Annotated in this window: 16 protein-coding genes and 1 pseudogene; 10 read left to right on the top strand and 7 right to left on the bottom strand. The window is 63.7% G+C overall.

Annotation, left to right across the window (positions count from 1 at the left end; translation table 11 throughout):
* Positions 1–6 precede the first annotated feature (6 nt).
* Complete coding sequence (locus tag ACTGJ9_RS05940; protein ID WP_456676309.1) at positions 7–684, top strand: LON peptidase substrate-binding domain-containing protein; 678 nt, start codon at positions 7–9, stop codon at positions 682–684.
* A 173-nt stretch (positions 685–857) separates the two neighbouring features.
* Here ACTGJ9_RS05940 and ACTGJ9_RS05935 read toward each other — a convergent pair.
* The 5 genes and pseudogenes from ACTGJ9_RS05935 to ACTGJ9_RS05915 form a co-directional block, all read right to left on the bottom strand.
* Positions 858–1,471: pseudogene (locus ACTGJ9_RS05935) on the bottom strand (cytochrome b/b6 domain-containing protein).
* A gap of 19 nt (positions 1,472–1,490) precedes the next feature.
* Entirely contained in the window at positions 1,491–1,769 is a 279-nt protein-coding gene (locus tag ACTGJ9_RS05930; protein WP_456676308.1) for a PepSY domain-containing protein, read from the bottom strand.
* 172 nt (positions 1,770–1,941) lie between these two features.
* Complete coding sequence (locus tag ACTGJ9_RS05925) at positions 1,942–2,469, bottom strand: PaaI family thioesterase (RefSeq protein ID WP_456676307.1); 528 nt, start codon at positions 2,467–2,469, stop codon at positions 1,942–1,944.
* A complete protein-coding gene (locus ACTGJ9_RS05920) occupies positions 2,466–3,269 on the bottom strand; it encodes a crotonase/enoyl-CoA hydratase family protein (RefSeq protein ID WP_456676306.1) in 804 nt (267 codons plus the stop codon). Before ACTGJ9_RS05920 ends, ACTGJ9_RS05925 begins: the two co-directional genes overlap by 4 nt.
* Before the next feature lie 39 nt (positions 3,270–3,308).
* The gene (locus ACTGJ9_RS05915) at positions 3,309–3,659 is read right to left on the bottom strand and encodes a hypothetical protein (RefSeq protein ID WP_456678449.1); all 351 of its coding nucleotides are present in this window, start codon (positions 3,657–3,659) and stop codon (positions 3,309–3,311) included.
* Between the two features lie 106 nt (positions 3,660–3,765).
* Between ACTGJ9_RS05915 and ACTGJ9_RS05910 the strand changes: the two genes are divergently transcribed.
* Together ACTGJ9_RS05910 and ACTGJ9_RS05905 are read left to right on the top strand one after the other, a co-directional pair.
* Positions 3,766–4,296 (top strand): TetR/AcrR family transcriptional regulator, encoded by a 531-nt coding sequence (locus tag ACTGJ9_RS05910; protein WP_456676305.1) that lies wholly within the window; start codon positions 3,766–3,768, stop codon positions 4,294–4,296.
* Positions 4,297–4,354: 58 nt separating this feature from the next.
* Positions 4,355–4,552, top strand: coding sequence for a Trm112 family protein (locus ACTGJ9_RS05905; protein WP_456676304.1), 198 nt, complete (start codon positions 4,355–4,357; stop codon positions 4,550–4,552).
* Between the two features lie 221 nt (positions 4,553–4,773).
* On the opposite strand, the gene ACTGJ9_RS05900 is transcribed toward ACTGJ9_RS05905, so the two are convergent.
* Entirely contained in the window at positions 4,774–5,991 is a 1,218-nt protein-coding gene (locus ACTGJ9_RS05900; protein WP_456676303.1) for a ubiquinone biosynthesis hydroxylase, read from the bottom strand.
* Between the two features lie 152 nt (positions 5,992–6,143).
* Between ACTGJ9_RS05900 and tesB the strand changes: the two genes are divergently transcribed.
* Positions 6,144–7,007, top strand: coding sequence for an acyl-CoA thioesterase II (gene tesB, locus ACTGJ9_RS05895; protein WP_456678448.1), 864 nt, complete (start codon positions 6,144–6,146; stop codon positions 7,005–7,007).
* Here the strand turns inward: tesB and ACTGJ9_RS05890 are convergent, their stop codons facing one another.
* Entirely contained in the window at positions 7,008–7,901 is an 894-nt protein-coding gene (locus tag ACTGJ9_RS05890) for a DUF4339 domain-containing protein (RefSeq protein ID WP_456676302.1), read from the bottom strand.
* Positions 7,902–8,137: 236 nt separating this feature from the next.
* Here ACTGJ9_RS05890 and ACTGJ9_RS05885 point away from each other — a divergent pair, with 236 nt between their 5' ends.
* From ACTGJ9_RS05885 to ACTGJ9_RS05860, 6 genes are all read left to right on the top strand, one after another.
* Entirely contained in the window at positions 8,138–8,476 is a 339-nt protein-coding gene (locus ACTGJ9_RS05885) for a P-II family nitrogen regulator (protein ID WP_456676301.1), read from the top strand.
* A 138-nt stretch (positions 8,477–8,614) separates the two neighbouring features.
* Positions 8,615–9,916: an ammonium transporter gene (locus ACTGJ9_RS05880; protein ID WP_456676300.1), complete on the top strand. Its 1,302-nt coding sequence runs from the start codon at positions 8,615–8,617 to the stop codon at positions 9,914–9,916.
* A gap of 41 nt (positions 9,917–9,957) precedes the next feature.
* Positions 9,958–10,272 (top strand): ArsR/SmtB family transcription factor, encoded by a 315-nt coding sequence (locus ACTGJ9_RS05875; protein WP_456676299.1) that lies wholly within the window; start codon positions 9,958–9,960, stop codon positions 10,270–10,272.
* A gap of 52 nt (positions 10,273–10,324) precedes the next feature.
* Positions 10,325–10,675 (top strand): SRPBCC family protein, encoded by a 351-nt coding sequence (locus ACTGJ9_RS05870; protein ID WP_456676298.1) that lies wholly within the window; start codon positions 10,325–10,327, stop codon positions 10,673–10,675.
* A gap of 39 nt (positions 10,676–10,714) precedes the next feature.
* On the top strand, positions 10,715–11,317 hold the full coding sequence (locus ACTGJ9_RS05865; protein WP_456676297.1) for an ATP-dependent Clp protease proteolytic subunit: 603 nt from the start codon (positions 10,715–10,717) through the stop codon (positions 11,315–11,317).
* Between the two features lie 401 nt (positions 11,318–11,718).
* Positions 11,719–12,057: a P-II family nitrogen regulator gene (locus tag ACTGJ9_RS05860; protein WP_027535364.1), complete on the top strand. Its 339-nt coding sequence runs from the start codon at positions 11,719–11,721 to the stop codon at positions 12,055–12,057.
* Positions 12,058–12,080 lie beyond the last annotated feature (23 nt).

Here is a 12,080-nt window from a genome sequence, read left to right as displayed (position 1 = left end):
GACCAGATGCCGATCAACATCGAATATCGCGGGCCCGCCGACCTTCCGGAAATCATCCCGGTGTTTCCGCTGCCGGGCGCATTGCTGTTGCCGCGGGGCCAGATGCCGCTCAACATTTTTGAGCCGCGCTATCTCGCGATGGTCGACGACAGTTTTCGCGATGGCCATCGCCTGATCGGCATGATCCAGCCGGATGCGGCGCATTCGCCGAAGGATTCCGACAGGCCGGCGCTGTTCCGCGTCGGCTGCGTCGGCCGCATCACCCAGCTCGCCGAATCGGGCGACGGCCGCTACATCCTCGAGCTCACCGGGGTCGCCCGCTTCAGGGTGGTCGAGGAGCTCGAGGTGCTGACCCCCTACCGGCAGTGCAAGGTCGATTTCTTCGCCTTCACCGACGATTTCACGGCGCGCAAGGGTGAGGAGGCGGTCGATCGCGAGGCGCTGCTGACGGTGCTCGCAGATTTCCTGAAGGCCAACAATCTCAAGGTCGATTGGGAAGGCGTCGAGAGCGCGCCCAACGAGGCACTCGTCAACGCGCTTGCGATGATGTCGCCCTATGGCCCCGCCGAGAAGCAGGCGATGCTGGAAGCACCTGACCTGAAGACCCGCGCCGAGATCCTGATCGCGGTGACCGAGATGGACCTCGCCAAGAAGCGCACCAGCGGCGATCCGCCGCTGCAGTGAGCGCGCGACGCGACGATCAATCGAAATTAGGCAAAAGCTGTTGCCGCATTGTTTACCTCTCCCCAGCGGGCAGAGGTCGGATTGCGCTCGGTGATGCGAAGCATCGTCCGGAGCAATCCGGGTGAGGGGCCGCAGCATTCGGTCAGACCGTAAGCCCTCACCCGGATCGCATCTTACGATGCGATCCGACCTCTCCTTTCGGGAGAGGTGTGGGGATGCCGGATGCGTTTGCGTCCCGTGATCATCGCGCGAATCAAATTCTCGCGTTGAAGCAGTCCCATTCCGACCACGCCGACGATGTGCAGCACGACGAGGGCGATGACCGCGTCCGATGCGTAAGCGTGGGTGTCCTCGATCCACCAGACCCCGAAGAAGGTGACGGTCACCGACAGCGCGCCCGTGATCGCCGAGATGGTGAGTGACAATAGCAGCGCCGTCATCATCAAGGTGCCGGCTGGATTGAGCCCGATGTAGCGGCCGGTGATGCCGCGGCGCAGATTCCAGAGATAGAAGGGCGCAGCACGAAGCCTGACCCCGATCATGCGGAAGCGCGAGTAGCGGCTGCCCCAAAGCCCCAGACCAGGCGGAAGGCCAATAGCCCGATCACAGCATAGCCGACGAGGCGGTGAAGGCTGTCGTAAACGGTGGGCGTGAACCACGCGGCCAGGACGCTTGCCGCGAGGGCCCAGTGCCAGAGACGCAACGGAAGGTCCCAGACCGCGACCGTCCGATCCGCGGGGGTCCAATCGGACACCCCGTGCGTGTCCTGCACCGCTTTATCATTCAAACCGCAATGCCCGCAAAGATTACTTGGCGATCGTGTGCTTCAGGCTGAGATCTTCCGGGCTGTAGAACAGCTCGTAAAGCTTGCCTTCCTTGACGCCATAGACCTCATAGCACGAGCCTTCGATCTTGGAACGGCGCACTTCATAGCCCGCCGCCTTGGCCTTGGCTTCGGCATCGCCTGCCGGCTTCCACGACGCCTTGTCGAGCTTGGTGCAGGTCCTGAAACCGTCGGCCATCGCCGTCGATCCCATGCCGATCCCGACCGTCAGTGCAATGGCAAGAACACGAATGACTCTCACGAATGTCTCCTCCTCTGTCGTGTGCGCAAAGCGCGCCCGAAGGAAGCAAGAGGGATGCTGAAGTCAACTCGGCGCAGGGCTCAGATGCCTTTAGAGAAATTCTAACGGTCGTCAAAACATCAGCGCCGTCCGTGCACAGCGCGTGTTTGGCAGCTCGCTGCGGCCTTAAGCCTCACGGCTCCGATCTGCTCGCAAGCCAATCGACGATCTCCCGGCCGGGATGCCCCGTGCCTCCGGTGACGCGTGTCAACGTCATGTTAGCTCCGTCAGCCTTGCTCGATGGCCCGCCGGTAGGAACGAGCACGGTCTCTCCGGTTGCGACGAGGGAGAGTTCGCCCTGCTCGTCGGCCGCGAGCAGCTCGGCCCGCGCGAACACCTGCCGGCGTCCGGGCCGCACCGTCATACCCTTGGCGATGAAATGACGACCGACGGCCGGCCTCAGGCAGTTCATTGCAAAGTGCGATGCGGTGACCGAGCCGACCAGCGTCGCGGCGGCAAAGCCGCAGGCGGTGTCGAGCAAAGCCGCGATCACGCCAGCATGGAGGTGTCCGGAATATTGAGTGAAGTCGTCGCGCCATCTCATGCGGATTGTCACCTCGCCGTCGCCGGCCGCAACGACATCGAACTCCGCCATGCGGTTAAAGGCGGCGGACGAATTAGCGGCCTTGAGAGCTTGCAGATCGAAGCCTTGGGTGCTCATGCACAGCTCCATCGTGGCGGGCGTTGCTCGAGATTGCTCCTGACCGCTTCGACGTGATTGGGGGTGCCAAGCAGTGCGGCCTGCTCGGCGGTTTCGGCGGCAAGACCGCTGGCGACGTCCGAGGTCGCGGCGAGATTGAGGAGCCGCTTGGCGGCGCGTACGGCATCGGGGCTGCGGCTTGCGATCTCATGCGCGACTGTCGATGCGGCAGCCAGCGGATCGTCGGCAACCCGTGTCGCAAAACCATAGGCCAGCGCCTCGTCCGCCGAAAACACGCGGCCCGTATAGGTGAGCTCGCGCACGACATCTTCGCGCGCGAGATGGCGCATCAATTGCGTGCCCGCCATGTCGGGTACCAGCCCCCATTTGGTCTCGATGACGGCGAGCCGTGTCGCCGGCGCGAGATAGCGAAGGTCCGCGCCGAGCGCGAGCTGGAAGCCACCGCCGAAGGCGACGCCATGGACCGCGGCAATCACGGGCACAGGCAACTCGCGCCAGAGCCAGACGAGGTGCTGCGCATAGTTTGCGAAGCCGTGGCTTCGCCGTGTCAAGTCGACTGACGGGATCAGTGAATCGCCTCTGGTGGTCGCCATGAGCCGATCCAGATCGAGGCCCGCGCAGAACGCCCGCCCTTCGCCGGACAGAATAACGGCGCGGACATCCCTGCGCGCACTGAGCTGCGTGCCGGCCGCGATGAGCGCCTCAAACATCGCGGGGTCGAGGGCATTCATCTTGTCCGGGCGATTGAGCCGGACATGGGCCACGCCATCCACGATGGTCAGCCGAACACGATCTTCCATGACGCAGCTCCATTCGAATGCGTGGCTGTCGTTCCGGCATCAGTAGCCCGCCGCCGCCATCACCACGACCATGCTCAGCGCCATCCAGCCGAAATGCCGGCCGCGTGTCGCCCATGCGTTGGCACCGGCGGAGAAGCCGAACACGCAGATCATGGTGAGGACGATCCAGCGGCGCGCCGGCGCGGAGTCCATCCAGGGCGCCGCGATCAGGAGCATGCCGCAGCCGATCCAGGCGACGGTCGAGGCCTGCCAGACCAGGCGGAGCAAGGTGCGGAGCCGCGCTGGCTCGATCGTGGCGCGGGGAAACACCTTGGTCTCACCGAGGAGGCCATGGATGAGAGCCACCAATATGGCGAGGATTCCGGCGGACCGGAGCAAGAGATCACGCATCATCAAAGCTCCTCGAATTTTCGACCATACATCTGTGTATGGTGAGATAGACGCTGGCGCGGCACCTGTCAATACACTAGTGTATGTTCGGATTTCGGAACCAGACATGACCGACCAGCTCTCCGCCGACGACTGGATCAAAGAGGGCCTCAAGGCGCTCACCAAAAGCGGCTTCACCGCGCTGAAGGCCGATCCTTTGGCAAAGGCCATCGGCGTCTCGCGCGGCAGTTTTTACTGGCATTTTGCCGATCTCGGCGCGTTCCACGCGGCCGTGCTGAAACGCTGGCGCGAGATCGCGGCCGAAGAGATCATCGCCGGGGTCGAGGCCGACAGCGAGGAGCCGCTGACGGCGCTGCTGCGCAGGACGTTTGGCGCCCGGCTCGATCTGGAGCGCGCGGTGCGGAACTGGGCGGCGTTCGATCCGGCGGCGCAAGCGGCCGTCCGCGCCATCGACCGCCGCAGGCTCGACTATATCGAGGCGCTGCTGCAACGACGCGGATTCACCGCTGCAACCGCGCAGGCGCGTGCGCAGATCCTGTACTGGACGTTTCTGGGCTATGCGTTCTCGGCTCCCCAGCTCTCGACCGCACGGCTGCAAGGGCTGCTCGACGAGATCCAGCGGATGATATCCGCGTAGCCCGCGATGGGCGGCCGCAATTTTCTATGCTACACGCAGCCGATCGCCGGAGACCCTGATGAACGCGCCCACAGAACGCCCCGAAAACAGCGTCGATCCAAAACTGCTGGAGATCCTGGTCTGCCCGCTCACCAAGGGCCCGCTGGAATTCGACTCCACCAGGCAGGAGCTGATCTCGCGCAACGCCAAGCTCGCTTATCCGATCCGCGACGGCATTCCGATCATGCTGCCGGAAGAGGCGCGCAAGATCGATTAAATATTGCGAGGGTTCTGCGCGATGACCGCGCAACACTCTCGGTGTCATCCCGGCCTGGTGCGCAATTGCGCACGGGAGCCGGGATCCATAACCACAGGGAGTGGTTGTGGAGCGAAGCTGGTCACTCCGAGTCTTCGCAAAACTGATGCTGCGGAGTATGGGTCCCGGATCTGCGCTGCGCTTGTCCGGGACGACGGCGGAGTGTGGAGCGCTAGCGAGAGCTACAGCGCCTCGCCCTTCAGCAATTTCGGTATCTCACCGGTCAAACCCGCCGCCTGGCGGATGAAGAGATTCTTCAGCGGCGGCGTGCGGTCGACGATGCCGAGGCCGATGTCGCGCACCGTGCGCAGCAAGGTCGACTGGTTCGAGAACAGGAAGTTCAGCGAGTTGGTGGCGACGCCCATCGCCATGGTATCGAAACGGCGCCAGCGCTGGTAGCGCTCGAGCACGTCGGCGCCACCGAGATCCATGCCGAGCCGGGCGGCATCGACCACGACTTCGGCCAGTGCGGCGACATCCTTCAGCCCCATGTTGAGGCCCTGTCCGGCGATGGGGTGAATGACGTGGGCGGAATCGCCGACCAGCGCGAGGCGCTCGGCCACGAAGGAGCGCGCCACGAAATAGGACAGCGGGAACGCACGCGGCTTGTCGAGCGCTTTCACCTCGCCGAGATGCAAACCAAACCGCTGCTCGAGTTCGCCATGAAATTCTTCTTCGCTCAAGCCGATGATGCGCGCGGCCTCTGTGCGGCGCTCGGTCCACACCAGCGACGATCGCTTGCCGGTCAGCGGCAGGATCGCGAACGGACCCGCAGGCAAGAAGTGCTCTTCAGCCCGGCCTTCATGATCGCGCTCGTGGCCAACGGTGACGACGATGCCGGATTGATCGTATTCCCAGCCATGGGTGGCGATGCCGGCACGCTCGCGCAGCTTTGACTTCGCACCATCGGCCGCGACCAAGAGGCTCGCGGCAATCCTGCTGCCATCGCCGAGCGTGATGTCAATGCCGCCGGCGCTGGCATCATAAGACGCAACGGTCGTCGCGCGGAGGTCGATGCCTTCAGCTTCGGCGCGGAGGACAAGCGCATCGATCAGGCGGCGGTTCTCGACCATATGCGCAAAGGGTTCGCCGGGCGCGACGTCGCCGGTGAAATTCAGAAATGCCGGACGCGTGGCGTCCTCGAGCTTGGAATCGGTGACGACCATGTCGAGGATCGGCTGGGCCTCAGCCTTGACATCATCCCAGGCGCCGAGCGCCTCGAACAGACGGCGGCAGGCCGCGACGATGGCGGTGGCGCGGGGATCGCGGCTCGGCCGCGTGGCGAGCGCGGGGTCGGCGACGATGACGGGAATCTCGGGTCCAAGCCCCTGGCGCAGCGCCAGCGCGAGCGCCAGGCCGGCAAACGCGCCGCCGCCAATGACAATGCTACCCTGTGACATACCCAGCTTGTCCTGCCAAAATTCCCGGCCAATTCTTGGTCTTGCTAGCAGACTTGAGGTGGGCGAAACAGTGCGGTGAAACAAGGGCGAAACGCCCCATTGTGTCATTCCGGAGCAGCGAGCCGGGAATGACGATGCGAAAGCTGAATCCGATGTCCAAAGGCCTGATCGATCTGATCTCGATCCTCGATCTCGAGCAGCTCGAGGTGAATCTGTTCCGCGGCAACAGCCCGAAGACGAGCTGGCAGCGGGTGTTCGGCGGCCAGGTGATCGGACAGGCGATGGTCGCGGCCTGCCGCACCGTCGAAGGCCGCCTGCCGCACTCGCTGCACTGCTATTTCATCCTTCCGGGCGATCCGCAGATCCCGATCATCTACCAGGTCGAGCGGCTGCGCGACGGCAAGAGCTATTCGACCCGCCGCGTCACCGCGATCCAGCACGGCAATGCGATCTTCTCGATCATGGTGTCGTTCCATGCCGAGGAGGAGAGCGCGTTCGACCACCAGGAGAAGATGCCCGACGTGCCGCCGCCGGAAAAGCTCACGGCGGAGGAGGTGGCGAAGCAGCCGATGTTCCGCGAGATGCCGGACTTCATCCGCCGCTATTACGAGTCCGATCGCCCGATCGAGCTGCGCCCGGTCGAGCTCGGCCGTTATTTCGGCGAGAGGATCGAGGACGGCCGCATCCATGTCTGGATCAGGACGGCGGCGACGCTGCCGGACGATCCGGCGCTGCACATGTGCGCTCTCGCCTATGCCTCGGACTTCTCGCTGCTCGACGCCATCATGGCACGTTATGGCCGCACCCTGTTCGACAAGCGCATGATGCCGGCGAGCCTCGACCACGCCATGTGGTTTCACCGCCCGTTCCGCGCCGATGAATGGCTGCTCTACGCGCAGGATTCGCCGAGCGCGCAAGGCGGCCGCGGCTTGACCCGCGGCTCGATCTTCAAGCCCGACGGCACGCTGGTCGCCTCCGTGGCGCAGGAAGGCAGCGTGCGCGAGCGGAGAAGCTGATCACTGGAGCGAGCCGCGCGGCACGAGCTCGGTCTGCGACGCAAACCAGTTCATGATCCAGCGATAGACCCACGGGATCGGGATGATGAAGCCGCACAGGATCGCGGCCACGATCCCGCGCCAGAGAATCCCCAGTCCGCTGCCCCTGAAGATGATCTCCCGGCGCGTGCCCTGGATGTTGCGATAGGTCCAGCGCAGCTGGGCTGCGGCGACCCAGGCCCATCCGATGATCGTGATGAGGGAGATCGCGAACAGCAGGTTCCAGCCGATATAACCCAGGACCGAGCCGGTGAAGCTGAGGCCGACCGGCTGCCCGTTGGAGGCGATGTTGGCGACCATCCATTTCAGCAGCATCCAGTAGAGAACGATCTGGACGATGTAGAGCGCGGTGCTCAAAATCTGGATGCCGGTGTAGCCGACGACAATCGCCAGAACGATGAACCCGAAGAACCAGGGCACGATCGCCATGGCAGTGCCGGTGAAGGAGAGGTTGGGCCGGCCCGGGACCCTCACGCAGGACACGATCCATTGCGTGTACCAGACGAACAGCCACGGAATCGGGATGATGAAGCACGAGCCAATCAGCATCACCAGCGTGCGCCAGGTGAAGTCGAGGATACCGAAATCGACCGACAGCGATCCGCCGGCGGCGCTGCCTGCACCGGTATAGGCACCGCCGCCCATCATCGGCGGCCCGCCCGCCGGCATCATCGGCGGCGCACCGCCGCCCGACATCAGACCGGGAATTTCGGCAGCCTTCTGCCAGCCCGCCATGCCTTCGGACCACACCAGCGTATCGCCGCGCACGACGCCCTGCGCAACGAGGTCGCGGAATTGCCCCTCCGGGTAGGGTCCCTGCTGCTTGCCCTCGGATGCGTAGAACCAACTCGCCATGACGCGCCCCCCCAAAATACTTATGTACCGCTCGACGGGTGCTGGTTCACCGCATCCATGCCAAAAATGCATTGTGAGGGATGAACGGCTGCCCTGTACAGAGGCGGCCGTTCACACGCCCAAGCGTTTTTCCGCTTCAATCTGCAAGTTTTTTGTGCCATTTGCCCGGAAAGATGCCAGATTGACGCAGCGCCGGGGACATACGGCGCGGCGCTCCCCGGGAAACAGGCCTGACCATGAAACTCGTCGTCGCGATCATCAAACCTTTCAAGCTCGATGAGGTCCGCCAGGCCCTGACGGCGATCGGCGTCCACGGCATGACCGTGACCGAGGTGAAGGGCTACGGCCGCCAGAAGGGTCACACCGAGATCTATCGCGGCGCGGAATATGTCGTGAATTTCCTGCCGAAGCTGCGGATCGAGATCGCGGTCGCCTCCGACATTGCCGAAAAGGCGGTCGACGTGATCACCGCCTCGGCGCGCACCGGACAGATCGGCGACGGCAAGATCTTCGTCACGCCGATCGACCACGCGCTGCGCATCCGCACCGGCGAGACCGACAGCGACGCGCTGTAAACTTGTTGTCTTGACGCGTTTTCTTCACGCGAACCGGTATCCACTTCGCTCGAAAACGCTCTGATACAGCCTTCTTTGATCGCACCGGGCAACGACGCCATAGCGTGCGACGTCAAATGATGCCCGGGGGGAAATGACATGGCGGGATTGTTGCGCCGCGCAGCTGCTATGGCTGCGCCGATCGGATTTGCTTTGGTCATGGTTTCGCCGGCACGCGCCGCGACGGGCGAGATCAGCACCGCCGACACCGCCTGGATGATCGTCGCCACCGCGCTGGTCCTGATGATGACGATCCCGGGGCTTGCGCTGTTCTATTCCGGCATGGTGCGCAAGAAGAACGTGCTCGCGACCATGGCGCAGAGCCTAGCCGCGGTGACGATCATCTCCATTCTCTGGGTCGCGTTCGGCTATTCGCTCTGCTTCGTCGGTGACGGGCCGTGGATCGGCTCGCTCGATCGCTGGTTCCTCGCCGGCATGACCATGGACAGCGTCAACCCGGCAGCGAAGACGATCCCCGAAGCGCTGTTCATGCTGTACCAGATGACGTTTGCGATCATCACCGTGGCGCTGGTCGCGGGCTCCGTCGCCGACCGCATGCGTTTCTCCGCCTATCTGCTGTTCTCGGTCGCATGGTTCATCTTCGTCTACATTCCGCTGGCGCATTGGGTATGGGGCGGCGGCTTCCTCAACAGCATGGGCGTGCTGGATTTCGCCGGCGGCCTCGTCGTGCATCTGTCGGCCGGCACCGGCGGCCTCGTGGCGGCGAAGGTGATGGGGCGGCGTTACGGTTATGGCACTGAAAATCTCTCGCCGTTCGATCTCTCGCTCGCCGTGATGGGCACCGGCCTGTTGTGGGTCGGCTGGTTCGGCTTCAACGGCGGCTCGGCCGGTGCTGCCAATTCGCGCGCGGTGATGGCGATCATCGCAACGCATCTTGCGGCCTGCTCGGGCGCGCTGACCTGGGGCGCGATCGAATGGTCGACGCGGCGCAAGCCGTCCGTGCTCGGCATGATCTCGGGCGCGGTGGCGGGCCTCGGCACCATCACGCCGGCCTCCGGCTTCGTCGCGCCGTGGCACGGCATCGTCATCGGTATCGCCGCGGGTGGCATCTGCTACTGGGCCTGCACCTGGCTGAAGCACCGCTTCAACTACGACGATTCGCTCGACGTGTTCGGCGTCCACGGCATCGGCGGACTGACCGGCACGCTGCTCGCCGGCGTATTCGCAACCAGCGCGATCGGCGGCACCGCCGGCCTGCTCGAGGGGCATCCGCAGCAATTGCTGCTCCAGCTTTACGGCGTCGCCGTCACCTTCGTCTGGTCGGCGGGCGTGAGCTTTGTCCTGCTCAAGCTGGTCGGGCTGTTCGTGCCCCTGCGGGTGTCGCGCGAGCACGAACTCGAGGGTCTCGACATCTCGCAGCACGGCGAGGCCCTTCAGTAATCGGGCTTGCACCACACATAAGTACGTGCTTATGTATTGGCATGATCGAAGCCGACATCTTCAAGGCGCTGGCCGACCCGACCCGCCGAAAGGTCTTTGAGAAACTCGCTGACGGCAGCCTGAATGCCAGCGCTTTGCGCGACGGTCTGGAGATCAGCCAGCCGGCGATGTCGCAGCACCTTTCGGTGCTGCGTGCGGCAGGCCTCGTGCGCGAGCAGCGGCAGGGCCGCTTTGTGAATTACGAAGTCGACCCGGACGGAATCGTGGCCATCGGGGCATGGCTTGCGCGCTACCGCGCCTACTGGCCGAAGCGCATGGAAGCACTCGCCGATCTCCTCAAGGACATGGATCAATGAGGACCAACAAGGGCTGGATCAACAAGGGCTGGATCAACAAGGACCTGGTTCAATGAGCGACGCAGCAAAGCCTGATCCCTCGGACGCAGACCTTGTGCTCGAATATGAGTTCGATGCGCCGCCGGCAAAGGTCTGGCGCGCCGTGACCATTCCGGCCCTGCGCGAGCGCTGGCTGCCGGATTGCGACCTTGCAGGCGCCGAGCCGGAATCAACGATCACAGGCGAAGAGGTGCGCTACCGGCTTCGCGACGCGGAGCCGCCGTTTCGCGAGAGCCGCGTCATCTTCCGGATCGAGCCGAACGAAGACGGCGGCACCCGCTTCCGCATCATCCAGCAAGCCTGCGACGTAGCACTGCCGCAAGCTGCCAACACCAATTGCTGCCTGATGCGCGCCGCCGCCTAAACAAACAGACTTCATCACCTGCAGACATGGAGGTCGCCGATGCGCGACATGCTTCAGCTCGTCCCTATGGTTGTCGAGCAATCCGCCCGCGGCGAACGATCCTTCGACATCTATTCGCGGCTCCTGCGCGAGCGCATCATCTTCCTCAACGGCGAGGTCAATGATGCGATGTCGGGACTGGTCTGCGCGCAGCTGCTGTTCCTGGAGGCGGAGAATCCGAACAGGCCGATCAATCTCTACATCAACTCCTATGGCGGCGTGGTCACGTCTGGGCTCGCCATGTACGACACCATGCAGTTCATCAAGGCGCCGGTTCATACGCTGTGCATGGGCACCGCGCGCTCGATGGGCTCGTTCCTGCTGATGGCCGGGGAGCCCGGTCACCGCGCCGCGCTGCCCAATGCGAGCCTCCACGTGCATCAGCCGCTCGGCGGCTTCCAGGGCCAGGCGTCCGACATCCTGATCCATGCCAACGAAATGCAGGAGACCAAGCGGCGCATCACCCGGCTCTACGCGCAGCATTGCGGGCGCACCGAGGCGGAGGTGGAACGGACCCTGGACCGAGACCATTTCATGACCGCGCAGCAGGGCGTCGAATGGGGATTGATCGACCGGGTCTTTGCGGCGCGCGAGGCGGCCTAACGGTCCAGCTTGGTTGCGCGTCTCCCGTGAGCGTATCCCATGAGCACGCCGCAATCCGCTTCGATATAGCGCGGCGAGCCCTACAGCCGGCATAATCCCGTAATATTTTACCTCTCGACTGCCCGACACGTGAGCATGAAATGTGTCGACAGCCTGTCATGCCTGCTTTTTGATCAGGCCTGACCAGGGATTGAGCGCGACGTAATGGCGCACTGCAGCGCAATGCCCGCCAAACGCGAAAACCCCCGCTTTCATAGTCCGTTAGGCAAGCCGCCCGATCTGGCACGGCATTTGATTCTAAGGCTCGTGGCTGTGCCCGCGTAGTGAACTTCTCCCTCGTGGCGAACCAGTCGAGAAACGCCCGGCCACGTCCGGACCGGGCCCAAGCGGGGATAGGACCCATGAAAATTGTTATGGCGATTATCAAGCCATTCAAATTGGAAGAAGTCCGTGACGCCCTGACCGCCATTGGCGTTCACGGTCTCACGGTGACGGAAGTCAAGGGTTATGGCCGTCAGAAAGGCCATACGGAAATCTATCGTGGCGCCGAATATGCCGTGAGCTTCCTGCCCAAGATCAAGATCGAAGTCGCTGTCGCTTCCGAGCAGGTCGACAAGACCATCGACGCCATCACGTCCGCTGCGAAAACCGGACAAATCGGCGACGGCAAGATCTTCGTCATCAACCTCGACCATGCGGTCCGCATCCGCACCGGCGAGGCCGACGCCGCGGCCCTTTGATTTCGCGCTCAACCAAAATCCAA

The organism is Bradyrhizobium sp. RDM12, assembly GCF_051917485.1.
Lineage (GTDB): Bacteria > Pseudomonadota > Alphaproteobacteria > Rhizobiales > Xanthobacteraceae > Bradyrhizobium.
Note: the sequence above shows the minus strand (reverse complement) of the source record. Positions and strands in the feature narration are given on the sequence as shown.

Coding starts and splice junctions, on each gene's coding strand:
- ACTGJ9_RS05910 (WP_456676305.1), top strand. CDS start 3,766: ATGACCGACCAGCTCTCCGCCGACGACTGGATCAAAGAGGGCCTCAAG.
- ACTGJ9_RS05870 (WP_456676298.1), top strand. CDS start 10,325: ATGAGCGACGCAGCAAAGCCTGATCCCTCGGACGCAGACCTTGTGCTC.
- ACTGJ9_RS05885 (WP_456676301.1), top strand. CDS start 8,138: ATGAAACTCGTCGTCGCGATCATCAAACCTTTCAAGCTCGATGAGGTC.
- ACTGJ9_RS05915 (WP_456678449.1), bottom strand. CDS start 3,659: ATGCGTGATCTCTTGCTCCGGTCCGCCGGAATCCTCGCCATATTGGTG.
- ACTGJ9_RS05925 (WP_456676307.1), bottom strand. CDS start 2,469: ATGAGCACCCAAGGCTTCGATCTGCAAGCTCTCAAGGCCGCTAATTCG.
- ACTGJ9_RS05940 (WP_456676309.1), top strand. CDS start 7: ATGCCGATCAACATCGAATATCGCGGGCCCGCCGACCTTCCGGAAATC.
- ACTGJ9_RS05905 (WP_456676304.1), top strand. CDS start 4,355: ATGAACGCGCCCACAGAACGCCCCGAAAACAGCGTCGATCCAAAACTG.
- ACTGJ9_RS05880 (WP_456676300.1), top strand. CDS start 8,615: ATGGCGGGATTGTTGCGCCGCGCAGCTGCTATGGCTGCGCCGATCGGA.
- ACTGJ9_RS05920 (WP_456676306.1), bottom strand. CDS start 3,269: ATGGAAGATCGTGTTCGGCTGACCATCGTGGATGGCGTGGCCCATGTC.
- tesB (WP_456678448.1), top strand. CDS start 6,144: ATGTCCAAAGGCCTGATCGATCTGATCTCGATCCTCGATCTCGAGCAG.
- ACTGJ9_RS05900 (WP_456676303.1), bottom strand. CDS start 5,991: ATGTCACAGGGTAGCATTGTCATTGGCGGCGGCGCGTTTGCCGGCCTG.
- ACTGJ9_RS05890 (WP_456676302.1), bottom strand. CDS start 7,901: ATGGCGAGTTGGTTCTACGCATCCGAGGGCAAGCAGCAGGGACCCTAC.
- ACTGJ9_RS05865 (WP_456676297.1), top strand. CDS start 10,715: ATGCGCGACATGCTTCAGCTCGTCCCTATGGTTGTCGAGCAATCCGCC.
- ACTGJ9_RS05860 (WP_027535364.1), top strand. CDS start 11,719: ATGAAAATTGTTATGGCGATTATCAAGCCATTCAAATTGGAAGAAGTC.
- ACTGJ9_RS05875 (WP_456676299.1), top strand. CDS start 9,958: ATGATCGAAGCCGACATCTTCAAGGCGCTGGCCGACCCGACCCGCCGA.